This window comes from Pseudoalteromonas sp. UCD-33C (assembly GCF_001306895.1).
Classification (GTDB): Bacteria; Pseudomonadota; Gammaproteobacteria; order Enterobacterales; family Alteromonadaceae; genus Pseudoalteromonas.
The window spans coordinates 259,929-286,149 of the sequence record NZ_LJTB01000002.1; the positions used below are offsets into that span (position 1 = coordinate 259,929).

21 protein-coding genes are annotated in these 26,221 nt (G+C 39.8%); 15 read left to right on the forward strand and 6 right to left on the reverse strand.

Going from position 1 to position 26,221, the window contains the following annotated elements:
- Positions 1-57: 57 nt before the first annotated feature.
- Both AOG26_RS04450 and AOG26_RS04455 read left to right on the forward strand, forming a co-directional pair.
- Entirely contained in the window at positions 58-966 is a 909-nt protein-coding gene (locus AOG26_RS04450) for a sensor domain-containing diguanylate cyclase (protein ID WP_054561397.1), read from the forward strand.
- Between the two features lie 118 nt (positions 967-1,084).
- Positions 1,085-2,482 (forward strand): M28 family metallopeptidase, encoded by a 1,398-nt coding sequence (locus AOG26_RS04455; protein WP_054561398.1) that lies wholly within the window; start codon positions 1,085-1,087, stop codon positions 2,480-2,482.
- On the opposite strand, the gene AOG26_RS04460 is transcribed toward AOG26_RS04455, so the two are convergent.
- Entirely contained in the window at positions 2,475-4,631 is a 2,157-nt protein-coding gene (locus tag AOG26_RS04460; RefSeq protein ID WP_054561399.1) for an ATP-binding protein, read from the reverse strand. The two genes, AOG26_RS04455 and AOG26_RS04460, sit on opposite strands and share 8 nt — an antisense overlap.
- 223 nt (positions 4,632-4,854) lie before the next feature.
- Between AOG26_RS04460 and AOG26_RS04465 the strand changes: the two genes are divergently transcribed.
- From AOG26_RS04465 to gdhA, 3 genes are all read left to right on the forward strand, one after another.
- Positions 4,855-7,044: an LruC domain-containing protein gene (locus AOG26_RS04465; RefSeq protein ID WP_054561400.1), complete on the forward strand. Its 2,190-nt coding sequence runs from the start codon at positions 4,855-4,857 to the stop codon at positions 7,042-7,044.
- Positions 7,045-7,046: 2 nt separating this feature from the next.
- Entirely contained in the window at positions 7,047-7,532 is a 486-nt protein-coding gene (locus tag AOG26_RS04470; RefSeq protein ID WP_054561401.1) for a hypothetical protein, read from the forward strand.
- An 82-nt stretch (positions 7,533-7,614) separates the two neighbouring features.
- A complete protein-coding gene (gdhA, locus tag AOG26_RS04475; protein WP_054561402.1) occupies positions 7,615-8,967 on the forward strand; it encodes an NADP-specific glutamate dehydrogenase in 1,353 nt (450 codons plus the stop codon).
- A 232-nt stretch (positions 8,968-9,199) separates the two neighbouring features.
- Here gdhA and AOG26_RS04480 read toward each other — a convergent pair whose 3' ends face one another.
- From AOG26_RS04480 to AOG26_RS04495, 4 genes are all read right to left on the reverse strand, one after another.
- Positions 9,200-10,174 carry a transposase gene (locus AOG26_RS04480; protein ID WP_054561403.1) on the reverse strand — a complete coding sequence of 325 codons (975 nt, stop codon included), beginning with the start codon at positions 10,172-10,174 and terminating at the stop codon, positions 9,200-9,202.
- A gap of 251 nt (positions 10,175-10,425) precedes the next feature.
- Entirely contained in the window at positions 10,426-12,141 is a 1,716-nt protein-coding gene (locus AOG26_RS04485; RefSeq protein WP_054561404.1) for an AMP-binding protein, read from the reverse strand.
- A gap of 234 nt (positions 12,142-12,375) precedes the next feature.
- On the reverse strand, positions 12,376-12,828 hold the full coding sequence (locus AOG26_RS04490) for a DUF3010 family protein (protein WP_054561405.1): 453 nt from the start codon (positions 12,826-12,828) through the stop codon (positions 12,376-12,378).
- A 64-nt stretch (positions 12,829-12,892) separates the two neighbouring features.
- Positions 12,893-13,906 (reverse strand): endonuclease/exonuclease/phosphatase family protein, encoded by a 1,014-nt coding sequence (locus AOG26_RS04495; RefSeq protein ID WP_054561406.1) that lies wholly within the window; start codon positions 13,904-13,906, stop codon positions 12,893-12,895.
- A gap of 248 nt (positions 13,907-14,154) precedes the next feature.
- Here AOG26_RS04495 and thrS point away from each other — a divergent pair, with 248 nt between their 5' ends.
- From thrS to AOG26_RS04545, 10 genes are all read left to right on the forward strand, one after another.
- Positions 14,155-16,065: a threonine--tRNA ligase gene (gene thrS, locus AOG26_RS04500; RefSeq protein ID WP_054561407.1), complete on the forward strand. Its 1,911-nt coding sequence runs from the start codon at positions 14,155-14,157 to the stop codon at positions 16,063-16,065.
- Positions 16,066-16,122: 57 nt separating this feature from the next.
- On the forward strand, positions 16,123-16,686 hold the full coding sequence (gene infC / locus AOG26_RS04505) for a translation initiation factor IF-3 (RefSeq protein WP_082401559.1): 564 nt from the start codon (positions 16,123-16,125) through the stop codon (positions 16,684-16,686).
- Between the two features lie 208 nt (positions 16,687-16,894).
- Complete coding sequence (rpmI, locus tag AOG26_RS04510) at positions 16,895-17,095, forward strand: 50S ribosomal protein L35 (protein ID WP_054554888.1); 201 nt, start codon at positions 16,895-16,897, stop codon at positions 17,093-17,095.
- Between the two features lie 15 nt (positions 17,096-17,110).
- A complete protein-coding gene (gene rplT, locus AOG26_RS04515) occupies positions 17,111-17,470 on the forward strand; it encodes a 50S ribosomal protein L20 (protein WP_036968189.1) in 360 nt (119 codons plus the stop codon).
- 199 nt (positions 17,471-17,669) lie between these two features.
- On the forward strand, positions 17,670-19,466 hold the full coding sequence (locus AOG26_RS04520; RefSeq protein WP_054561408.1) for a M14 family metallopeptidase: 1,797 nt from the start codon (positions 17,670-17,672) through the stop codon (positions 19,464-19,466).
- A 1-nt stretch (position 19,467) separates the two neighbouring features.
- Positions 19,468-20,109 (forward strand): MBL fold metallo-hydrolase, encoded by a 642-nt coding sequence (locus AOG26_RS04525; protein ID WP_054561409.1) that lies wholly within the window; start codon positions 19,468-19,470, stop codon positions 20,107-20,109.
- Between the two features lie 145 nt (positions 20,110-20,254).
- Positions 20,255-20,713 (forward strand): Lrp/AsnC family transcriptional regulator, encoded by a 459-nt coding sequence (locus AOG26_RS04530; RefSeq protein ID WP_036968198.1) that lies wholly within the window; start codon positions 20,255-20,257, stop codon positions 20,711-20,713.
- 144 nt (positions 20,714-20,857) lie between these two features.
- A complete protein-coding gene (locus AOG26_RS04535) occupies positions 20,858-22,414 on the forward strand; it encodes a SulP family inorganic anion transporter (protein ID WP_054561410.1) in 1,557 nt (518 codons plus the stop codon).
- Between the two features lie 155 nt (positions 22,415-22,569).
- The gene (locus AOG26_RS04540; RefSeq protein WP_054561411.1) at positions 22,570-23,643 is read left to right on the forward strand and encodes a sensor histidine kinase; all 1,074 of its coding nucleotides are present in this window, start codon (positions 22,570-22,572) and stop codon (positions 23,641-23,643) included.
- A complete protein-coding gene (locus AOG26_RS04545) occupies positions 23,640-24,464 on the forward strand; it encodes a LytR/AlgR family response regulator transcription factor (RefSeq protein WP_054554883.1) in 825 nt (274 codons plus the stop codon). The genes AOG26_RS04540 and AOG26_RS04545 overlap by 4 nt, the downstream gene beginning before the upstream one ends.
- An 82-nt stretch (positions 24,465-24,546) precedes the next feature.
- Here the strand turns inward: AOG26_RS04545 and pyk are convergent, their stop codons facing one another.
- Positions 24,547-25,980, reverse strand: a complete 1,434-nt coding sequence (gene pyk, locus AOG26_RS04550; RefSeq protein ID WP_054561412.1) for a pyruvate kinase — start codon at positions 25,978-25,980, stop codon at positions 24,547-24,549.
- Positions 25,981-26,221: the final 241 nt, after the last annotated feature.

The following is a 26,221-nucleotide window of genomic DNA, read 5'->3' on the forward strand; positions in this document are numbered from 1 at the left end:
TCAGTGACTTGTTAGGTTTCGTCTATACTCAGTGTAGACCTAGCCTAAAAGTTGCGTATGAACATAGATACATCGGATTATTTGTCAGATATTATTGAGCTTCTACTCGATGCAGTATGTGTAGTTGATGCCAAAGGCACGTTACTTTTTACTAATCCTGCCTTTGAAACAATTTTCGGATACGCGCCAGAAGAAGCCATTAATAGAAAAATGTTGGACTTTGTTTATCCAGAAGACAGAGCCAAAACCATCAATGCCATTAATCAAATTGTGGTCAATGATCAGCACCCACGATTTGAAAACCGCTGGGTTAGAAAAGATGGCAGAATAGTGCATGTTTTATGGTCTGTTTATTGGTCTAAAGAAAAGCAAGTTAGAGTGGCTATTGCTTATGACATTACAGAGCAAAAAAAGCTCGAACAAAAACTGATTTATATGGCTGGGCACGACCCTCTGACCGATCTCCCCAACCGCAGTTTCTTAACCACCCAGCTTGAGGAATCATTGTCGATTGCGAACACCATTTCAACCGTGATTGCAGTACTGTTTATCGATATTGATGGCTTTAAGCAAGTTAATGATATTCATGGTCATGGTGCTGGCGACAAGCTCTTAAAAACCATTGCTATGCGTATTCGTCATGTCTTAAAAAAAGAAGACAGTGTAGGGCGCTTAGGGGGCGATGAATTTGTGGTGATCCTCAATAGCATTAAACACAAAAAAGACGTCATCGAAATGGTTGACGAATTAATAACCGAGATTTGCCAACCCTTAATTTATAACGATGCAGAGCTTATTTACTCGCCAAGTATTGGTGCCGTATTGTTCCCCGAGCATTATGGTGACGCAGAATATCTCATTCAGTGTGCCGATAAAGCCATGTACAAAGCAAAGTATGAAGGGGGTAATCGTATGGTGTTTTACAATGATGGAATAAAGTTACCCGGCGCTAAAAATACAGGGTAACTTATTTAAGGCAATGCTGGTATATGGTTTCAACCTAATAATTTGTTTTCTAACTCATAACTATTGCGCGAAATGAAATATTAGTTAGCCTTGAATGATTCATTGAAGGAGTGAAACTATGTTTAAGCGTAAAATAATAACAACAACGGGTGCTTTATTTAGCTCATCGCTGTTATTGATCTCGGCAGCTCATGCCACAACACCTCAATATAAAGATCAACAAGCTTTGCATGATATTGCAAATGCTGTTTCTAAAACACGTATAGAGCAAGATATTCAAACGCTGGTTGATTTTGGCACTCGCCATACTCTATCTGAGACGAAATCAAATACGCGCGGTATTGGTGCTGCAAGGCGTTGGGTCAAGTCTGAGTTTGAGGCGATTTCTAAAGCCTGCGGTAACTGCCTAGAAATTATTGAAGTAAAAGACACTATTTCTGGTGAAAAGCGTATTCCAAACCCTGTTGAAGTTGTCAATATCGTGGCTATTCAGCGCGGTCAAGTTGATGCGAACCGAATGGTTATGATGTCGGGTGATATTGACTCGAGAGTGTCTGATGTAATGGACTATACTTCAGATGCGCCAGGGGCTAACGATAATGCATCTGGTGTGGCTGGCGTGCTGGAATCGGCGCGTGTTTTATCAAAGTATAAATTTAATGGCTCAATTGTTTATGCAGCATTATCTGGTGAAGAGCAAGGCTTGTTTGGTGGTAAAATTATAGCTAAATATGCACAAGAGCATAACTGGCGTGTTCATGGTGTTTTAAACAATGACATGATTGGTAATTCAACCGGCATTAATGGGGTAACAGATAACACAACTGCACGTATCTTCTCTGAAGGTACACGGGTTATTGAAACTAAAGAGCAAGCCCATAAACGCCGTTTTACCGGTGGTGAAGTTGACTCTGCAAGTCGAAACCTTGCACGTTACATAGATACAATCGCAGATCGCTACATTGAGAATTTGGATACCATGTTGGTATATCGACTCGATCGTTTTGGTCGAGGAGGGCATCACCGTCCATTTAACGATGTTGGCTTTGCAGCTGTGCGTATAATGGAAACCAACGAAAACTATAATCAACAGCATCAAGACTTGCGTACTGAAAATGGTATTACCTACGGTGATACCATTGACCATGTTGATTTTGCCTATGCGGCGAAGTTAACGTCACTTAATGCAGTGACAATGGCTTCAATGGCATGGGCTCCAGCGCCACCAACGGGCGTTAGTATTTCAGGTGCAGTAAAGCCAAGTACAACATTAGCGTGGCATAAAAGCGATGATCCAACGGTGGTCAGTTATAAAATCTATTGGCGTTACACGAGTGAGCCACAATGGCAATTTAGCCGCGATGTTGGCAATGTAACCGAAGCAACCCTTAAAAATGTTGTTATCGATAACTACTATTTTGGTGTTGCCGCTGTAAACAAAGACGGTATTGAATCACCGGTTGTATTTCCTGGCGATGTTGGCGCGTTTGAATGGCCAGACAAATCAACTAAATAGGAATTGTAAGGTCATAGCGGACACCTCCCAGTTCGCTATGAGCAGCTGTAATATGCCAGTTATGGGCTTCGACAATTTGTTTTACTATCGCAAGCCCAATTCCTGAGCCTGACTGTTTCACCGTTTTTAAGTCTGGCACTCTATAAAGATGGTCAAAAATCTTTGCTAAACTTTCATCGCTGACGCCAGGGGCTGAGTCTTCATAGCAGATTAAGAGCTGAGTTTGGTTTTGGCTAATCGTCAAATTTATCTTACCAGGGTGATTTGTGTACTTAAGCGAATTACTGATTAAGTTTGCAAATAACTGTGAAAGCCGTGTTGCATCGCACTCAAAGTTTAATTCATCAGCAACATTTTGTGAGAATCTCACTTCAAATTTATCAAGCTGTATCACCATATCTGTGTGCAAGCTTTGGAAATACTCAGCCGCATTAATTGTTGTTACGTTGAGCTGAAAGCTGCTTTGTTCTAAAAGTGAAATTTTATTTAAATCAGTGACTAAAGTTGCCATATCGGTGATTTTTTGGTTGAGTTTTTCGTATGTAAGCTCATTAAATTGAGTTAAGCCTGCTTGGAGCGTTTCAAGGTGTAAGCGCAACCCGGTTAATGGACCACTTAACTCGTGAGCAACTTGTGATAATAACTTACTACGTTGACTGATTTGTTTATCGAGATAATTTCGGCGCTGTTCAATAAGCTGTTTTCTCTGTCTTATTCTTAATAAAGCAATGCCCATTACAGCTAAAAGCAGGCTAAATAATAAAATGCTATATAAGATAGTTTGGCGCTGTGAGGCAATTGCTTGGCTTTTTTCATTATCTTGGAGTTTTAAATCTTGAATGGCCAAATCACGGTCGCGCATGGCAATGGAATTTTGCAGCTCCGCTAAACGTTGATTGTAGTTGTTGCGGGCAAAGCCTTTTTCAAGCTCTGTAATAGCACGTTGATACGACAATGCCTGTTTGTAATCAGATTGTTGTTCTGCCACAGTGATCAAATGTTTTAGGGCTGTGATTTGCTTTTGCAGCTTATTTTTTTGGTTGCTTAACTTGTAGGCTTGCTCAGCAAAATGTTTAGCTTGTTCGTGCTCATTAGAGCCAATGTATAGCTTTGCTAATGTAAGTAGTACATCTATATATAAGTGATCGTCTTGTTTGAGTTCAGTGATCACTTGTTTTTCTATGGTTAATGCCTGAGTTGCTTTATCGATTTCGAGCAAATTTATCGCAATATTATGATTTGCCCAGGCTGTATTTCGTGCGCTGTTATAACTTGCGAACACCTGTTGAGCCTCTTGTGCGTATTCAAGTGCTACATTGTAGTTTTTTAGCCCATATTCGCATTGGGATAGTTTAACTAAACTATGTCCGATATCAGAAAGTGAGCCCGTTTGCCTATCAAAACTAAGGGCTGTAATAAACTCGCTCTTTGCTTTTTCGTATTGTTCTAAATCTAAATAACTTTGAGCAATTGAATAACTAATGCCGGCTTGTAACGAGATAGACGGCGACATCTGTTGAATAACTTCACGGCGTTTTAGCTTATATTCGAGTGCAAGCGTTAAGCGGTCTAACTGTTCAAGATTACGCGAATAACCATGATAGAGCATTTCTTTTTGCTTTAAGGTTAATTCGCGATTGTTGTCGTGAATATAAACTTCAAGTAAGTTTAAGGCTGCTTGATACTCGCCAGCATTATGATAAGCACTGACAAGACTCGCCACGGCATCAATTTCATAATGGGTAAGTTGTAAGCGCTGAAATAGGGCGACATTTTGTTGCGATAAATAAATTGCGGTTTCTAAGTCACTTTTTCTATATGCCAACCGCGCTTTCGCTAGATACAACTCGCTGTAAATGGGGGAGTCTTTTTTGTATTTTGGGCCCGCTTCAAGTTCATCAATGATAGTTTGCGCTTGTTGAAATTGGCCGAGGTGTATGTGAACGTGAATTAATCTAACGTTATAACTTACTTGTTCTGCAAGGCTGGCAGACTCAATAAGCTTTTTATCGATGGCTTTTAAATAGTCATATCGTTTTTGGTAGTCACTGATTGTTCTAGCTTCATCAATGTTTTGTTGCAGTGTTGATGCAAAAGCACTGTTCATTGATAAGGCAAAGTACAGAATTACAGAGGCTTTAAGTTTCATAGTGGGGTTTATTATTATTTTTATTCCTAACTAGTCTAGCATGCCATTCTTTTAAGTGGGAATGATTTGCTTTTATAGCTAAAAAGAATTGCATTATGCAACTATGCCTCTTGCATCTTGCAAATACTCAGTCTGATTTTTCATAACACCTTGTTATAGCGTGAGTTATATTATGGAATGGTTACTGCTTTGAGTAATAACACATCCACAGGAGAGTGTAATTATGAAAAGTAACATACCTGCTTACCTAATAACCGCACTTGCAACAGGCTTTGTAAGTGCTGCACCATTTGAACAGTGCCCGAGTAAAGCATTTTTGATTCAAGGTTCGCCTGCGCAAATGTTTGGCGTTGACCTAGTATCTGCAAAAACCACCGTGCTTGCGGCGTCAATGGATTTTACAACAGAGGCGAATAACGACAGCGTAAATGCGGTTGGCTTTAATTATCAAGACCAGTACATGTATGGCTTTAGCAAACAAGCCCCGAGAAGTGTTGTACGTATTGGTGATGATTATGTTTTACAACGTTTAATTGTTAATGGTCTACCAGATACCAATTTTTATGTTGGTGATATTCATGTGAATAGTGAAACTAATCAGGCGGTTTACTATTTATACCACCCTAAATTTGGTTTATTTGGCATTGATTTAACTGAAGAGGCTGACGAGTACCAGGCTCAATTAGTTGCAGGCTCAGCGAACTGGAATTTAGCTATTTATGATTTTGCTTTTCATCCACATAGCAATCTTTTGTATGCAGTTGAGTCTAACGGCGACCTTTATGAAATCAACTTAGATAATCAGACACCCACTTTTATAGCAAACCTCGACATAGCCGGCGATACTGGCGCTAATGGTGCAGGTTACTTTGATGTGCAAGGTCAGTTTTATTTTAGTAATAACCGCAGCGGTAAAATCCATAAAGTAGATTTAAGCACCAGCCCTGTGGTTGGTTATACACCTACCGCTGCAGTGTTCACCTTAGGGCCAACATCGAATCAAAATGATGGTGCACGCTGTGCTATTGCAGAAGTAAAAGTAACTGATAACTCAATCGACTTTGGCGATGCCCCTATGCCATATAAAACAGCGCTTGCTGATAGTGGTGCCCGCCATCTGTTTGACCCTAATGAAGACCAATCAAATTTAGTTTATTTAGGAGCCGTTGTTGATGGTGAAAACATTAACACTCCTGCAGATTTACAGGCATCGCCCATCGATAGCTCAGATGATGGTGTTAAATTTGTCACTGATTTTGTTGCAGGTTCTACCAGCCAGATAATTGTGACCGCTCCTAATGATAATGGTTATTTATATGCTTGGTTCGATTGGGATCAAAATTTCCAGTTTGATCCAGACGAAATCACAGTAAGTAAATACAGTTTAAATCAAGGTGATAACAGTGTGCTGGTTGATGTACCGAGTGATGCTGTGATGGGAGCAACATGGGCACGCTTTCGTGTAACCGATGGCAGCGAGGCTAACCCAATTACCGCAAGTGGTGGGGTAACAGGCGGCGAAGTCGAGGATTACCCGGTAACAACATATGGAAGTTTGGTATACCCAAGTGAAAACGGCTGGGTAACCCTTGCCTACGAAGATCAATGGCCTTTTGCTGGTGATTATGACTTTAACGATTTAGTTGTAAATTACCGTACTACATTGATTGATAAAGAAGGTCAGGCCATTGGTTACAAAATAGAAGGGGAGTTGGTTGGAATTGGTGCTGATTTTCATAATGGCTTTGCAGTTCGTTTGTATCAAACGATAGCCGATGATGTTGATAAACGAATATTAAGAAGTCAGATAGATACAAGTTCAATTAATTTAACGATAAATGGCGAAACACAATCACATTCTATATTAGAACAAGGGGTTGAAGATGCTATTTTCATTATCATGCCAGACACTTGGGATTATGCAGATAAGCAGTCAAGTTGTAGTTATTTTAGAACTGAAACAGGCTGTGATACCAACAGCAAAGTTTCGTTTAGTTTAACCGTTTCACTTCAAAGTGGAGTGACCACAATTGAAGCGCCAAAATATACTTTAGACCCATTTATTTTCGCGGCTCAAGATCACTACCATGGTGAGTTTTTAGTTGGACAAAACCCACGTGGTTGGGAAGTTCATATTAAGAATCAACAACCAACCGAAAAATTCAATTCACAGTTATTTTCAATCACTGACTCTGATGATGCCAGTAATAGTGCTCAAAGATATTATTTCCAAACTGAAACTGGTCTACCTTGGGCAATGGAGATTGGCAGTTCATGGGCGCATCCAAAAGAGAGTGTTGATATAACACATGCGTATAGTGACTTTAGAGCATTTGCTGAATCAGAGGGACGGGAAAAGCCGCTTTGGTTTAATAATGCAAAACTTGCAAATGTTATTCTACGAGGAGAATAGTCATGAAACATTATACTTTATTAATCATTAGCTTAATGTTATCTGCGTGTGGTGGCGGTGGTGAAGGTAGCTCTTCAACTGAAGCGGTAAGCACAACTGCTACACAGACACCCACCACAAGCACGCCGCCACCAGAAACAACACCTCCTGACACTAGTGTAGAAACAGAGACAATGGCTGACCTAACGATTGCTCCTCAATTTGATTTAAGTAGCAAGATAGAACTAAACATAGATGTAGATTTGAACATGGGTGATAGCAGAGCGTATTTAAATATCTGCTTGAAAGGCGATGATAATAAGGCTGATTACAATCAATGCTTATTGCGGGCACCTCTAAAACAAAGCAAATTAACGTCGACTGTGATGCTGGCAAATAGTGCCTTAGAGCTTGTGGCAGAAGTTTGGTTTTATGATTCTCAAAATGAACCATTGCGTTTTGAGTGGCAATATGATGGGGAGCAATCAGCGGTGTTCACTATTCGTTAAACATGAGTGATCGATATTATGTCTTAGTCAGTTTAATTCTAATAGACTGAATATTTTCAACAGCTTGAAAGAGGGTTTTGTAATGCAATATATCGAAGAAGTACTGCAATCAGTTAAAGAGTCTAATCCAAATGAGCCTGAGTTTTATCAAGCTGTTGAAGAAGTGCTTTCATCAATAAATCAGGTAGTAGAAGGTAACAGTGAATATCAACAGCAGGCAATTCTAGAGCGGTTAGTTGAGCCTGAAAGGCAAGCAATATTCAGGGTTCCTTGGCTTGATGATAACGGCAAAGTGCAAGTTAACCGTGGTTTTAGAATCGAATTTAGCTCAACTCTAGGCCCATATAAGGGAGGCTTGAGATTCCATCCGAGTGTTAATCAAAGTGTGGTGAAGTTTTTAGGCTTTGAGCAAGTTTTGAAGAATGCACTCACAGGTTTGCCATTAGGAGGCGCTAAAGGCGGTGCTGATTTTAACCCTAAAGGGAAAAGTGACAATGAAATTATGCGTTTTTGTCAGTCATATATGACTGAACTCTATCGTCACATAGGTGCTAACACAGATGTTCCTGCTGGTGATATTGGCGTTGGGGCGAGAGAAATTGGTTATTTATTCGGTCAATACAAACGGATAACTAATCAATTTGAAGGGGTGTTAACTGGCAAGCCTGAGATTATGGGAGGGTCTTCACTGAGAACCGAAGCTACTGGCTATGGTGTTGCATATTTTTTAAGTGCCATGCTAGATGCTAAAGGCGATTCTTTAAGAGGTAAGCGATGCCTAGTTTCTGGTGCTGGTAATGTAGCATTGTATTTGATGGAAAAGCTTGACCAATACGATGCTGTTATTCTTAGCTGTAGTGATTCAAAAGGGACCTTGTATTGTAAAGATGGGCTTGATGTGGCTCTTGTAAAACACTTAAAAAATGAACGAGGTGCTGAGCTTAGGGATTATTTGAACGAGCACAAAGGTGCTGAGTTTACACCTGTAAATCAAGACCCTAGCGACGGACATCAAGTGTGGCGATATGAGGCAGATATTGCACTTCCTTGTGCAACTCAAAATGAAATTACCGAAAAAGATGCTGAAGCTTTGGTTGAAAATGGCTGCTCTGTTGTGTGCGAGGGTGCAAACATGCCGACCACAGCTGATGCGTTAAAAGTGTTTAAAGACAACGATGTTTTTTTAGGGCCAAGTAAGGCTGCAAATGCTGGTGGAGTTGCTACCAGTCAATTTGAAATGGCTCAAAATGCCAGTATGCAAAAGTGGCGAGCTGAGCAAGTTGATGAGAAACTTCAGCAAGTTATGAAGTCTATTTTCGATACAATTTCAGCTACTGCCAAGCAGTACTCGAATGAACATGACTTGGTCCTTGGTGCGAATATAGCAGGGTTCGAACGAGTTGCAGATGCAATGTTAAAACAAGGAGTAGTGTAATAAATAAAAGACATCCATTTTTATAAAAAGACACCCACTTTTAGTAGTTTAAAGCTAGATAGCCACAGCTTTTGATTGAACTAATTTTGCATATAATGATGTTTAGTTCTTTTGTATTATTTAGATTTAAGGGTTGGTCATTTAGTTTTAGCTAAAGTTAATTTCAGAACGTAGACATTTTCTATTTATTTAAAATAGATGAATAAAAGTAGTAAATGAAAAGTTTAAGTGTTTAGCAAAACAAAGCTTGGCAGTTAGTTATTGAGCTTCTTCTCTTTCGTTTCATGTGTTTTGCATACTCAGTTATAGCTTGCTCTTTACCCGCTGTATTTTTAAACGAGTGGGTAAAGGAAGTGGTGAGTGTGAGCCAGTTTTCTGTACAAATATTTAATCTTTCAAGTATTGGTAACGCATTTTCTGGGATTTTACCTGGTTTATTTTCTCGTATTGAACGGTCTGTCCAATCTACAAGTTGCAGATATGTCTTGAGCTCAAATGGTAGTCCCTTAGGCATATGTTTACGAGGTTTACCTGCAAAGCGCATAAGCGATTTTGGTTGCTTATTATTTTGAGCTGCATAAATTCTAGATTTAATACTGGTGTAGTCAGATTGCTCAGGTAAATCGGCCGCTTTTGCTCTTACTGGGTTTAAATCAACATAAGCAAGGCAAGCGGCAAGTGCTGCTTCATCAAGTAAAGCTTGTGATTTAAAGCGACCTTCCCAAAACCGCCCTTTACATCCATCTTCTTGATTCGCTTTTCGTGCAATACCCTCGTTAAGAACTCGCATAAACCAACTAATGCTGCTGAGCCTTTCTCTATATAAATTTACTTTGGTATTAACCGTAGCGAGCTCGGTTTGTGTTAGCAATTCGCCATTTAAGAATCGTTGGCAAAGGAATGTACTTTTGAATAATTTGTGCCATCTAATAAGAATCGCTTTATTATTTAGACGCTTAGCTTTTGCTATATCAATGTGAAGAACCAGATGAGTGTGATTACTCATTACAGCGTAGGCGCAAATATCAATACAAAATATTCGCCCAAGTTGAAGTAGTTTCTTTTCAACCCAATCGCGCCTATGTTCATATGAACGACCCGTTAGTGGATCTTTTCCGCACAAATAAGCGCGACGAACGCAGCGTGAAATACAATGGTAATAAGGCGTGTTTGAAACGCTAATCAAGTTTCTACGTGGGGTTGCCATGCTCTTCTCCTCCATGAGTTGAACAATTTAAGTTTAGTCATAATTTTGAGAAGTGAGAAATATTAAGTTGGGTGTCTTCTTAAATTAATTCTTTAGATATGAAGCTCGGTTAACTCCTTAAATAAATATGAGCGTCTTAATTTAATATGGGTGTCTTAATATCTTTTCATAATTTGGGTGTCTTAATAAATTAAAAAGCTCAGCGGTGCTGAGCTTGATTGAAATTAGGGTGTATTTTTGCACGTAAATGGTTACGAGAAGGCTTTTTCGCTTAGGAGTTCTTGCATTTGTTCGCGCATTTTAAATTTTTGAAGTTTGCCTGTTACTGTCATTGGGTATTCTTCAACAAAGCGGATGTGCTTTGGTACTTTGAAATAGGCTAGTTTATCTTTTAAGAAATCACGAATGGCATTTTCATCAAGTACTGCATCATCTTTAGGTTGGATCCAGGCACATACTTCTTCGCCGTATTTTTCATCACTTATACCAAAAATGGCTGCATCTTGAATACCAGGGTAGGTGTAGAGAACTTCTTCTATTTCTCTTGGGTAGATGTTTTCACCACCACGGATGATCATGTCTTTTATTCGACCAACGATAGCAACAAAGCCATCTTCGTCCATCACACCTAAGTCACCAGAGTGTAACCAACCGTCTTGATCAATTGTTGCTTTCGTTTTCTCTTCATCATTCCAATAGCAGCGCATAATTCCAGCACCACGACTACATACTTCACCCGGTATGCCAACTTTTTGAATATCACCCAGCTCGTCGATAATCTTCACTTCAGTATGGGCTAATGCACGGCCCACTGTGGTAACTTGTTTTTCGAGTGGTGAGTCGGTTTCGGTCACGTTATTTATCGGGCTACATTCTGTTTGGCCATAACCAATTACAACTTCTTTCATATGCATTAATGAGTGAACTTTATGCATAACTTGCTCGGGGCAGGTTGAGCCGGCCATCACGCCTGTTCGTAGGCTAGATAAGTCATAGTTTGCAAAGTTTTTAAGCTCTAACTCGGCGATAAACATAGTTGGAACACCATGTAGGCCAGTACAACGTTCTTTTTCAACAACTTCAAGGGTTGTTTTAGGGTCGAATGAATCACCCGGGAAAACTGCGGTAGCACCTTTACTTATACATACTAAATTGCCAAGCACCATACCAAAGCAGTGATATAGCGGTACAGGAATACAGAGTTTATCCTCATGTGTCAGCTTCATCGCTTGGGCCATCAAAAATCCGTTATTGAGGATGTTTTTATGCGATAAGGTCGCTCCTTTTGGATTACCCGTAGTACCAGAAGTAAATTGAATATTGATATCTTGGTCACAATGTAAAGTAGCAGCAATTGCATCAAGTTCGAGTTTATGGGCATCTGTAGCGCGATGCATGATATCGCTAAAGCTAAACATGCCAGCAGCAGGCTCAGCTCCAATACGAATTATATTTTTTAGGTGTGGCAGGGCGTTTAAATTTAATTTACCTGCTTGTGAATCTTTTAGTTCCGGTGCGAGCTCATTGAGCATGCTTATATAATTACTGGCTTTAAATTCACTTGCTGTGATAAGTGTTGAACACTCAACACTATTGAGTGCGTATTTTAATTCGCTTGGTCGATATGCAGGGTTAATGCATACCATGATTGCACCAATTTTAGCTGTAGCAAATTGAGTTAAACACCATTCGATATTATTGGGTGACCAAATACCAACCCGGTCGCCAGGTTTTACGCCAAGTGATAATAACCCCATTGCTAACTGGTTAATCTGCTGCTGGTATTGTCTATAGGTTAATCGGAACTGTTGATGATGAACCACAATTGCGGGGTGATCAGGGTAATTGTCGACAATATCGTCAAGATACTGTCCAATTGTTTGTTCTATCAATGGAATGTCTGTACGGCCTTGATAATAGCTTTGAGTGAGTGGAAGCGCATTGATGTGTGTGTTCTTTGTCTGCATTGTATTCTCCGTGTCCGGTTAATTTGTTGTCATGGACTTGATGCAAAAGAATTGAAACAATCATTTAAGATGATTTCAAAACATGCGTACCTGATTAACTAAACATAGATTGTCGACAAAGAAAAGCTTTATAAGACTAATGTACAGAGTGTAATTTTAATAAAACAGAATAAAGAGTGGTTTTTGGGGTGTAAAAAAACGTGCCGTAGCACGTTTTTTGGTAATAAGTATCAACTAAGCTTTTGGCTCATCTTGCTTATAAGTTTTACGCATAATGTACACGTAAGCACTAATGAATGCGTTTTCTTGGAATTTTTTCAGGCCTGTGTCTTCAAAATCAATAGGCACTGGGTTGCGCTTAAGCTGCTCTTTGATTTCAGTTGCAGATAAAACTTGCACATCTAAGCGCTCAATTAACTGAATAGCCGTTTCCATTTTGAAACCTTTCGCACTACCAGCGAATTTACCTTTTGCTTGGCGCTCTTTGATTGCTACAGAGTCAATTTGGTAATCTTCCATTAATTTTTTGAAATCAAATTGGAATTTACGCATTACTTCTGTGTCATTACCGTTACCTAAGGTAAAACGTGTTTGTCTGACATCACGGATATCAAATACGTCATTGTCTTTGGTTAAAATACACAGTAGTACGTCGCTACCTGTAATTTCTACACCGCATGTTCTCATGGTCATTCTCTAAATAACTTAATTTGCGCAATTATAGCAAGTAACGTTATGAAAAACAGTTGCTTTAAAAATGAATTTTTATAGCGATAACACTATGGTCACTTACACTAATGTCTTCGGTCAGTTGTGTAGGGGAAATATGCTTGTCATAACTTTCATAGTAGAGCGCTTTCACCTTTGAAACTTGGCAATCGGGATTAAAATGTGCAGAGGCAAGAATATAATCTAGTACATTACCTTTACCTTGGTAATAATGGCTAAAGGGTTTGTTTTTCTTATCATAAAACGAGCGGCTAAACTCATAGCTGTCGGTTAGGCCAACAACGGGTTCGTTATGTTCTATGCAGGGTTCACAGCGTGTAGGGTGAAAGCCTTGTGTCATAAACGATAAAGTAGGGCTAGTAAGTACATCGTTAAAGTCACCCATAACGAGCGTTGCACATTGCTTTTCGCGTTGGGTTTTTAGCGCATCATAATAAACAATAGATGCTTCTAATGAACGCGATATTTGAGACTGCATGGTACCCACAGTCTGGTGTAACAACTGCAGCAACGGATCTTCAAGGTTATGAATATTAAGAATATGCGCCATTGATTGCACACGTTGTGACTTAAAGTGAACAACATAAAAGCAGACTTCACCAAAATCAGGTAAATCAATCATACATTTTATCGGGGTGCGGTTAAATTTGAACTCATTTTGATTGTTTAAGTACTCAAGTAATTCAGGGCATGGTGTCAATGCATCGGCCGATTTAAACGGGTATTTACTGGCAATGGCAACCACAGGATTGAATAACACTTGCGGATAAAGGCTATCATGGGACGGGCTATCGACCGTTTTAAAATAATCATATCCCGCTTCTTTGCATTGCACTTCTAGAGCATGCTGACTAAACACTTCTTGAAACGCCACCACATCAGGGTTTGCTTCATTTAAGAAATTAGCTACAAACGATTGTTTTTGCTGCCATTGCGTATTGTTATAGCGTTCATGTAATTGGTAAAACGAATAGGGTGGCGCGGTATAATTTAATAAGTTAAACGTTGCAAATTTGAACGTACGCGTGTTTGGCATCTTCATCACCCTAAAAGTACTGACTCACTAAGTATGAAATGACTTAACTAATTGTCAATTTACTCTTCTAACTACTTGTATTTAAGAACGTGAGCGGCGACAATGGTCGCTTGTATTTGCGAAGACTCAGTAAATACATGCTTAAATAGCAATGCTTATTCGTAAAAGCGTTGCAGAGTTACATAAAATTTTTTAAAAATATTACATGTGATGCATTGTAGGCATCACCACTGTATTAAGGATTTATAATGCCAGTTATTACCCTCCCTGACGGCAGTCAGCGTAGTTTTGAAAACCCAGTAAGCACATATGACGTAGCAAGCGATATCGGTCCAGGTCTTGCCAAAGCAACAATTGCAGGCCGTGTTAATGGTACCCGTGTTGATGCATGTGATTTAATCACCGAAGATGCGCGTTTAGAAATTATCACAGCAAAAGATGATGATGGTTTAGAGATTATCCGTCACTCATGTGCGCACCTTATTGGTCATGCGGTTAAGCAGCTTTTCCCTGAAGCAAAAATGGCAATCGGTCCGACCATCGATAACGGATTCTATTACGATATCGATATGGAACACTCTTTAAGCCAAGATGATTTAGATGCTATCGAAAAGCGTATGCTTGAGCTTGCTAAAACAAACTACGACGTTGTTAAAAAGACCGTAAGCTGGCAAGAAGCACGCGATACTTTTGAAGCGCGTGGTGAAACCTATAAAATGGAAATTCTAGACGAGAACATCGCGAAAGATGATCGTCCAGGCTTATACCATCACGAAGAATACATCGACATGTGTCGTGGTCCACACGTTCCAAACATGAAATTCTGTCAACATTTCAAAATCATGAAAGTGGCAGGTGCTTATTGGCGCGGTGATTCTGAAAACAAGATGCTGCAACGTATCTACGGCACTGCATGGGCAGATAAAAAGCAACTTAAAGCGTATTTAAAACGTTTAGAAGAAGCTGAAAAACGTGATCACCGTCGTATTGGTAAAGCGCTTGATTTATGGCACTGGCAAGAAGAAGCACCAGGCATGGTGTTTTGGCACAACGATGGTTGGAGCATTTACCGTGAACTAGAAGACTTCGTTCGTGAAAAACTACGTGAGTACGATTACGAAGAAGTTAAAGGCCCATTAATGATGGACCGTGGTTTATGGGAAAAATCAGGTCACTGGGACAAATACGCAGATGCGATGTTCACAACTGAATCTGAAAAGCGTGAATACGCAATCAAACCAATGAACTGCCCGGGTCACGTACAAATCTTTAACCAAGGTTTAAAATCATACCGTGATCTTCCATTACGTATGGCAGAGTTCGGTTGTTGTCACCGTAACGAACCATCAGGTGCATTACACGGCTTAATGCGTGTACGTGGCTTTACTCAAGATGATGCGCATATCTTCTGTACTGAAGAGCAAATCATGGATGAAGTGTCTGCATGTATCAAAATGGTTTACGACACATACGAAACGTTTGGCTTTGAGAAGATCGTTGTAAAACTATCTACTCGTCCAGAAAAACGTATCGGTGAAGACGAAATGTGGGATAAAGCTGAGCTTGCACTAGCTGATGCATTAAAAGCAAACGACATTGAGTTTGATTACCTACCAGGTGAAGGTGCATTCTACGGTCCTAAGATTGAGTTTACACTTTATGACTGTTTAGACCGTGCATGGCAATGTGGTACTGTACAGCTAGACTTTGCATTACCAGGTCGTTTAGGTGCAACTTATGTTGCTGAAAATAACGAACGTCGTACACCAGTTATGATCCACCGCGCAATTTTAGGTTCAATTGAGCGTTTCATCGGTATTTTAACTGAAGAATACGCTGGCTTGTTCCCAACGTGGCTTGCTCCTAAGCAAGTTGTGATCATGAACATCACGGACAAACAAGCAGATTATGTGCAAGAAATTGTACAAAAATTAAATAAACTTGGAATTAGAGCCGCTGCTGACTTGAGAAATGAGAAGATTGGCTTTAAAATCCGTGAACATACGTTAAAACGTATTCCATATTTACTTGTTGTTGGCGATAAAGAAGTTGAACAACAAGAAGTGGCAGTACGCACTCGCACAGGTGAAGACCTAGGCAAATTTAGTGTTGATGATTTCGTTGCTAAAGTAAGCGAAGAAATTAAAAATCGACAATAAATCATGAGCGTGTAGGGCAAAACAAACAGCCAACTACACGCTTTTTATTTTATATTCTTGGAGGATCGTACCATTAGAGGCGGCAAGAAAGGGCAACAAACAGCTCAAAAAAATCGTATCAACGAAGATATTACAGCTAAAGAAGTTCGTTTAATTGGCATCGACGGCGAGCAAGCTGGCATCGTGTCATTAAAAGAGGCGCAAGCTATCGCTGATGATGCGGGTGTAGATCTTGTAGAAATCAGTCCTAATGCTGAGCCACCTGTTTGTAAGGTTATGGACTACGGTAAGTTCATCTTTGAAAAAAGCAAAGAACTAAAAGAACAAAAGAAAAAGCAAAAGCAAATCCAGGTTAAAGAAATCAAATTCCGTCCAGGTACGGATGAAGGTGACTACCAGGTTAAGCTACGCAACTTACGCAAGTTCTTAGAAGCGGGTGATAAAGCTAAAATCACTATCCGTTTCCGTGGTCGTGAAATGGCTCACCAAGAAATTGGTATCGAATTATTAAACCGTGTTAAAACTGATTTGGAAGATGTTTCACAAGTTGAATCATTCCCAAATCGTGTTGAAGGTCGCCAGATGGTTATGATGATGGCACCTATTGCTAAAAAGCAATAAACAGGGTATATTACGCACCGATTTTATTTCAGGTTTGCAAGTAACAGTTTACTGTTCACCTGAAATAACCGGTTATAAGTAAGGTTGCACTGCTTTTGTAGTGAGCCTTCACCGGATTATGGCAGTAAGTTAGGCCTTAAAAGTAGAGCTATTTTTATATCTCTCGCCTGCTTGCTAATTTTTAAGCAATACATTTGGAGTTATTGCAATGGCTTACAAGCTAAAAACTCACAGAGGCGCGGCTAAGCGTTTCAAGAAAACTGCTTCTGGCGGTTTCAAGCGTAAACAAGCGCATCTTCGTCACATTCTGACTAAGAAAACTTCTAAGCGTAAATTACACTTACGTCCTAAGATGATGGTTCATAAAAATGACCATGGTCTAGTTTCACGTATGTTACCATTCGCTTAATAGGAGTCTTCAGAAATGGCAAGAGTTAAACGCGGTGTTATCGCACGTGCACGTCACAAAAAAGTTTTAAAGCAAGCTAAAGGTTACTACGGAGCACGTTCACGTGTTTACCGCGTAGCTTTCCAGGCAGTTACTAAAGCGGGTCAATACGCTTACCGTGACCGTCGTGCTAAGAAACGTACTTTCCGTCAACTTTGGATTGCACGTATCAATGCAGCAGCTCGTCAAAACGGTCTTTCATACAGCCGTTTTATCAATGGTCTTAAAAAGACTTCTGTAGAAATCGATCGTAAGATCCTTGCAGATATCGCTGTTTATGACCAAGTTGCATTCGCAGCGCTTGTTGCAAAAGCAAAAGAAGGCCTAGCGGCTTAATTTCGCTTTTCATAAAGTTTAAAAAGGAGCCTAGTGCTCCTTTTTTTGATCTTAATTAATATTCATAACTAACAACGATTTTGCATAGCGTATGTCGTTTGCTCCATTTTTTTGTTGAATCACCGCAGTTTACGCAATCCATTCAGATTAGTTGTTATAATTTCCCCAATATAGAATAAGTACCGCACTTGAGAGTGATATGTTTGCGAGTTTAGTGTTTTTATCTGCTGCAGTAACTTTAGACAGCCACTTACCCCCATTATTGCCATGGCAAGGCGATAGTGTGTCTTTAATGCAAGAAAAAGGACCTTTAACCACAGATTTCGAATTAAGCGAAGGCACTTTATCGCCTGATTATGCAGACACTATGGCGTTCGTAGAACGCCTTGTTGCCGCAAACCCAACACAATTCAAAGTAACGACTATTGCGACAAGCAGTGCAGGTCGTGCGGTTAAGATGTTAGTGGCGAATGAGCAAGGTTTGTTTGATGCCAAACAACTTGTTGCTGATACAAAACCAACCATCTTTATTCAAGCAGGCATTCACAGTGGTGAAATTGATGGCAAAGACGCCATGTTTATGTTGCTACGCGACATTGCAACAGGTAAACGCCGCGATATTCTTAGCAAAGTAAATATTCTGTTTATTCCTATTTTAAACGTTGATGGTCACGAGCGCAGTAGCCAATACAACCGTATTAATCAGCGTGGCCCAGTAGAAATGGGCTTTCGAACGAATGGTCTAAATTTAAATTTAAATCGTGATTACACTAAGCTAGATACACCCGAAGTACGCGGTGTAATGCAGGTTATTAATCAATTTAAGCCAGATTTATACGTGGATGTCCATGTAACAGATGGCGCTGATTACCAATATGATGTTACCTACGGCTATAATCCGGTTTTTTCTAGTGAATCACCAAGTGTGTCACAAGCGTTAGATAATCTGTTTAAACCTGTTATTGATGCCAAACTCGAAAAAGCAGGGCATATTCCTGGTCCTCTGGTTTTTGTAATGGACAAGCGCGAATTTAAAAAAGGTTTAGCTGGTTGGGTGGCAACACCACGTTTTTCAAATGGCTGGGGTGATTTACGTTCATTACCAACAATATTAGTTGAGAACCACTCTTTAAAACCTTATAAGCAGCGCGTATTAGGTACTTATGTATTTATTGATGGTGCCATTGACGCCTTAGCTGCAAACGATAAAGCCCTTAATGAAGCGGTTCAAAAAGAGCTCGATTTCAAACCTACGCAATTAGTTGTTGAACGTGGTTATGCAAAAGAGCCAGATACCATCGAATTTAAAGGTATCGCTTATTCAAGAACTGAAAGTGCATTGTCAGGGCAAGCTGAAGTTAAATATTTAGGTGAAGTTAAAAACTATGACGCTTTGCCTATTTACTGGCAGAAAGAGGTTAAAAAGACCGTTAACGTTCCTGCAGCGTTTTATATTCCGCCAGCGTACAGCCAATTGGTAAGTAAGCTTAAATTACACGGCGTAGAGGTAACGACAGTGAATGGTTTTGCTTCTGAGCCATTAACGCAAGCAAGCGTTGCTGATTACTCATTTGCAAAAGCACCTTTTGAAGGACGTTTTCGTGTAGAGGCGACATTTGATTACAACACCGTAGAAAATGTCGATATGACCGGCTGGTACAAAGTCTCAACTGAGCAGCCATACTCAGAACTGGCTACACACTTACTACACCCAGAAGCGCCAGATTCATTCTTTGCTTGGGGCGAGTTTAATACTATTTTTCAGCGCACTGAATACGTTGAGAATTACGCTTTAATGCCTTATGCACGACAAATGCTTAAAGAAAAACCTGCATTGGCTTTAGAGTTCGATAAAAAAATTCGTGAAGATAAAAACTTTGCAAAAGATGCTGATGCGCGCTTGCATTGGCTCTATGAGCGTACACCGTTTTATGATCAAGGCTATTTAAAATACCCAATTTTAATGGCGTTTGAGCAGTTACAAAAAGGACAATAACATGAAAGTGAAAGCTGTTCCTGTTACTGGCTTTGCGCAAAATTGCCGCATTATTATTTGTGAGCAAACGAATAAAGCGGCATTGGTTGACCCTGGTGGCGATGCAGATAAACTTCAAGCAGAACTTGCTGCTTTAAATTGCCAATTAGAGGCAATTTATTTAACACATGGCCACTTAGACCATGTGGGCGCAGCAAAGCAACTCGCAGAGCATTTTAGCGTTGATATCATTGGCCCACATTTAGATGATAAATTTTGGTTTGATGCCTTGCCAATGCAAGCGCAAATGTTTGGTTTTGCACCAATTACACCATTTTATCCAACAAAGTGGCTAAATCATGGCGATACAATCACAGTGGGTGAACTTGAATTATCTGTACGCCATTGCCCTGGGCATACTCCTGGTCATGTTGTTTTTTACCACCAAGGTTCAGAACAGGTGATAGTGGGTGACGTGATTTTTCAAGGCTCTGTTGGTCGTACTGACTTCCCAAAAGGGGATAGTGCGCAATTACTCGAATCAATTAAGTCTGAGATTTTATCATTCTCTGATGAAGTTGCTATTTTGCCAGGCCACGGTCCGAATACCACCGTAGGGCATGAGCGAAAAACAAATCCATTTATTAGCGGACGTTTTGGTTAATGCCAACGCGTAACATCAGTTAAGTAGTTTGTAAGTGGAACGGTATAAAATTGCAATTTTTTTGCATAAATAGTAGAAAATAGGCAGACTGATTTTTAAATCAGTTATATAATTTAACCAGTATTTTTACAGAAAAAGAAATAAAATGTCTCTGAACCAAGTAGATCGCCAAATTTTGGCATTATTACAGCAGGATGCTAGCTTATCTACGGCAGAAATTGCCGATAAAGTTGGTTTATCTCAATCTCCATGTTGGCGTCGTATTGCTAAGCTTGAGCAAGATGGCTATATCAAAGGTAAAGTTGCTTTGCTTGATGAGAAAAAGCTTGGCTTTGATATGTTGGTCTATGCCCATGTTCGTCTTTCTAACCACGGTAGAACGAACCTAGCTGAGTTTGAGCGTTTAATTATGAGCTATGATGAAGTAACCGAGTGTTACAGCATGGCGGGTACCATGGACTTCATGCTTCGAATTATTTCTAAAGGTATTGAAGGTTATGAGCAGTTTGTTCGCGATAACCTACTAAACCTTGAGTTTGTTCAAGAAGTTCACTCAAACGTTACCATGACATGCGTTAAGCGTAGTACGTCTTTACCTCTTTAATCTTTTTCTACTACGTTTTATTTTTTCGAAAACGGTTAGTGCTTTTAGGTACTAGCCGTTTTGTTGTTAATAATTGTTAACTTTTGCGGATTTTGCTAGAATTCTGCGCCTTGCCGAAATGCATTCACTATAAAGAGGATCTTAATGTTTAACTTACTCAGCAAAGCGCCAAGCTCTGCTAAAAACGATATTCTATCAGGCTTGACCGTTGCGTTGGCATTGGTACCAGAAGCGGTTGCGTTTGCTTTTGTTGCTAATGTTGAGCCTTTGGTTGGTTTATATGCCGCATTTATTGTTGGCTTAATTACGGCTATTTTTGGTGGTCGTCCAGGTATGATTTCTGGTGCTACCGGTGCACTAGCCGTTGTAATGGTAAGTTTAGTTTTAGATCATGGTGTAGAGTATTTATTTGCTACCGTGTTATTGATGGGGATACTGCAGGTACTCGCAGGTATCTTCAAGCTCGGCAAGTTTATTCGCATGGTTCCGCACCCAGTAATGCTGGGCTTTGTAAATGGTCTTGCGATTGTTATTTTCTTAGCTCAACTGGGTCAATTTAAAGTACCAGACGGTATGGGCGGTCAACAGTGGATGGAAGGGCAAGCACTTTATATTATGCTTGGCTTAGTAGCGTTAACTATGGCTATTATTCATTTCTTACCTAAGCTAACCACTGCAGTACCTTCATCGTTAGCTGCCATTGTAACTGTAACAGCGATTGTGATTGGTTTTGATTTAGAAGCGCGCACTGTACTTGATTTCTTAAAAGGAATGACAGGCAATGAGCAAGCAACCATTGCCGGTGGCTTGCCTGAGTTCCATATTCCTATGGTGCCATTTAATCTTGAAACATTAAAAATTATCTTCCCTTATGCCTTAGTTTTAGCGGCGATTGGTTTAATTGAATCGTTATTAACACTGACCCTAATTGACGAAATTACTGAAACCCGTGGTCACAGTAATAAAGAGTGTATTGGTCAAGGCGCTGCAAATATTACCTGTGGTTTCTTTGGTGCAATGGGTGGTTGTGCGATGATTGGTCAATCAATGATCAATATTAACTCGGGCGGTCGCTCACGATTATCTGGTATTAGTGCAGCAATAATACTGCTAGCATTCATTATTTTTGCAGCCAGCCTCATTGAGATGATCCCATTAGCTGCCTTAGTTGGCGTTATGTTCATGGTTGTACTTGGTACCTTCGAGTGGGCAAGCTTCAAGATGATGAAGCGTGTACCTAAGTCTGATGCTTTTGTTATTGTGCTTGTTTCAGGTGTAACCGTAGTAACAGACCTTGCGATCGCGGTATGTGTGGGTGTGATTGTTTCGGCTTTAGTTTTTGCTTGGCAGCATGCGAAACACATTTACACAAGCAATTACATCGATGAGCAAGGCTCTAAAGTGTATGAGCTTCATGGTCCTTTATTCTTTGGTTCGGTTAAGAACTTTGCCGAGTTATTTGATGTTAAAAATGACCCAGAAGACGTGATCATTGAATTCAAACATAGCCGTGTTGCTGATCATAGTGCGATTGAAGCGATTGACAGTCTTGCAGACAAATACGCAAAAGTGGGTAAGAAACTGCATTTACGTCATTTAAGCCCTGATTGTATTCAACTATTACACAACGCGCGTGATTTAGTTGAAGTGAATGTGATTGAAGATCCAAATTATAAAGTGGCTTCAGATAAACTAGCTTAAAAATAAAGCAGAGAAAAAGCGAAGGCTGTTGTGGCCTTCGCTTTTTTAATGTCTGAAGAATGCGGTAAGGCTATAAAAAATTAAGATAGGCGGCAGTGCTTTGCTCTCGTGACTATCGGTATAATAAAAATAATTATGAAAGGTAATCTGATATTTTGAATTGGCAATCATTAGTTGATAATCGACAACGCTTTTTCTGGGTTTTGCAAATTGCAGGCTGGATAGGTTATGCGTTAGTTAATTATATCGGCTCAAAAGTCTTTGAAATGCGTGATATTTACGTATTTGTTATTGTATTAAACGCTTATGCAGGCTGTTTAATGACAGTACCTTTACGTTATATGTATCGTAAAGTTTGGAATGCCTCACCTTGGGTATTAATGCTTGTCGTTTTTGGTGCTTCCTATGTTACAGGCACATTATGGGCCGTTGTACAAAAATTCAATTTATGGGAAATCTACCGTCACGGTTACCGACCAAATGAATGGTTTTATTACTTACAACAAGGGTTAGATTCGGTTTACATCATTCTTTGTTGGAGTGGTTTGTATTTTGGTATTAAGTATTACCAGCTATTACAAAGTGAGCGTCAAAAGGCCCTAAAAGCAACTACTATGGCTCACGAAGCTCAGCTGAAAATGCTGCGCTATCAACTTAATCCGCACTTTTTATTTAATACCTTAAATGCAATATCAACCTTAATTTTGGTAAAAGAGAACAAAGATGCAAATTTAATGGTGTCAAAATTGAGTGACTTCTTACGATACACACTCAATACCGACCCAATAAAAAAGGTGCCATTAGAGCAAGAAATTCATGCCCTCATGCTGTACTTAGAAATTGAAAAAGTACGCTTTGATGAACGTTTACAAGTTAATGTAGATGTAAGCGAGCAGGCAAAAGAAGCCTTGGTACCAAGCTTGATCCTCCAACCGATTATCGAAAACTCGATAAAGTATGCGATAGCGCAACTAAATGAAGGTGGTGTGATTGATATTAAAGCACAAGTTTTTGCAAATGAACTATTATTGGAAGTAGGCGATAATGGTCCTGGCACTGAGCTTAAAAATGGCCAACTGGTTAATTCTCAAGGCGTTGGCATAGCTAATACACAGGACCGCTTAAAAACACTTTATGAGAACAACTACTCGTTTGTTCTCTCTGACAATACGCCAAGTGGATTAAAAGTTAATCTGCGCGTTCCGTTTGAAAGGGCTGTTAAGAAATGAGCAAAATTAGAACTTTGATCGTTGATGATGAACCGCTAGCAAGAAAAGGCTTAGCAGTTCGACTTTCTGAGTTTGACGATTTAGAAGTCATTCGTTTATGTAGCAATGGTCAAGAGGCAATTGATGAATGCTTATCGGGCAATATTCAATTGGTTTTCTTAGATATTCAAATGCCAAATATGAACGGTTTTGAAGTTGCAAGAGCACTTAGTGAGAGCGTAAATCCATTACCCGCTATTGTGTTTGTAACGGCTTTTGACCAGTTTGCAGTTAAAGCATTCGAGATTCATGCGTTGGATTATATTCTTAAACCAGTCGATGACAACAGACTAAAACAGGCGGTAGAAAAAGTGCATACCTATTTAAAAACGCAACAAGATAACGCCCATAAGAAAAAACTAGCGAGCTTTGTTGCAGGTATTACAGGCAATAATTGCGAAGAAATTTTAAAGAAGTTAGCAACGGGCGATAGCCTTGCTGACCGTCGTTATCCAGAATCATTAGCTGTAAAAGAGCAGGGCGAGATTGTTCGTGTGCCTGTTATTACAATTCAATGGGTTGATGCGGCTGGTGATTATATGTGCCTTCATTGCCAAGATGGGCAAACGCATATCCTTCGTAAAACAATGAAAGAGCTTGAACAAGAGCTTGATCCACAACTATTTGTGCGAGTTCATCGCAGTGCCATTGTTAATACGAAGCAAATTAGCAAACTTGTAACTCAAGTAAGCGGTGAGTATCTTTTAGTGTTAGATAACGGCCAAGAACTAAAAGTAAGCCGTAGCTATCGCGATAAAGTGAAAGCAGCGCTCGCGAGCTAATAGCTATTCAAAATTTAATCAGTTAAAAACAAAAAAGGCGCAATTATTAATTGCGCCTTTTTTATTGAAAATTTGTGACAGATTAAACAGTTACAATCTTCATTGTGTTTGTTGCACCAATCGTTTCCATTGCATCACCGTGAGTTAAAATCACAGTATCACCAGCTACTAGTGAGCCTTGCTCAACAAGTGTGTTTAATGCATCACGTACCATGCTTTCATCTTCACACTTCGTTGAATCGAAAAATACAGGATAAACACCACGGTAAAGTGCTGTTTGGCCCAGTGTGCTTGGATGACGTGATAATGAATAAATTGGTAAACCAGAGCTGATGCGCGACATCAATTTAGCTGTACTACCTGATTCAGTCAGAGTCACAATAGCTTTAACAGAATCTAAGTGGTTAGCTGCATACATCGCAGATAATGCAATTGATTCAGCATTTGATGAAAAACGGCTGTCTAAACGATGCTTAGAAACGTGCGTTTCTTTTTGTGATTCAGCACCTAAACAAACGCGAGCCATAGTCGCTACTGTTTCTTCAGGGTAGTCACCAGCGGCTGTTTCAGCAGATAACATAACTGCATCAGTACCATCTAATACGGCGTTTGCTACGTCCATAACCTCTGCACGTGTTGGCATAGGGTTATCGATCATAGATTCCATCATTTGTGTTGCAGTAACAACTGTACGGTTAAGTGAACGAGCGCGGCTAATGATAAGCTTTTGCTTACCAACTAGGGCTGCATCACCAATTTCAACACCTAAGTCACCACGAGCAACCATTACAGCGTCAGAAGCAAGTACGATATCGTCAATTGCTTCAACGTTTTCAACGGCTTCTGCACGTTCGATTTTCGCTAATAGTTGTGCGTTTGAGCCTGCGGCTTCTGCTAAAGAGCGAACATAACGCATGTCATCACCACTGCGTGGGAATGAAACAGCAATATAATCAACGCCAATCTCAGTGGCAGTAATTAAATCTTCTTTATCTTTATCAGTGAAAGCAGGGGCCGTTAAACCACCACCTAAACGGTTAATACCTTTATTGTTCGAAAGCACACCACCAACAGTAACAGTCGTGTGAACTAGGTCACCGTCAACGCTATCTACTGTTAATTGAATTAATCCGTCGTTTAATAACAGTAAGTCGCCTGTTTTAACGTCGTTAGGTAGCTCTTTATAGTCGATACCTACCGCATTAACGTCGCCTTGGCCTTTTTCCATTTTTGCGTCAAGAGTAAATTTTGCGCCAACTTCTAGGTTTACTTTACCGTCTTTAAACGTTGATACACGAATTTTAGGACCTTGTAAGTCTGCAAGGATAGCAACGTGTTTGCCTAAACGCTTAGCAATGCTGCGTACCGCTTCTGCGCGGTCTTTGTGATCTTGTGCTACGCCATGTGAGAAGTTCAAACGAACCACATTTGCACCTGCACGAATAATTTTTTCTAGGTTGTTATCGCGATCGGTTGCCGGTCCAAGGGTCGCAACAATTTTTGTGCGTCTTAGCATCAAATTCTCCTGTGCGCTCAAATATATTAAGCGAATTGATGGTTATCTATTAAAATGTCGTGCTATAAACCTTTAATATAGGCTTATACATAAGCACAATGTAGAACTCATAAGTAAAAAATGATTGTTTTTACTTATGAGAATCTGGCTCTTTGTATTAATTATAGAGTATACAAAGGGTGAATGACGTTATTATGACACCGGTGTCAGGTAGCGTCAATACACATACCTTTTTAAAGGG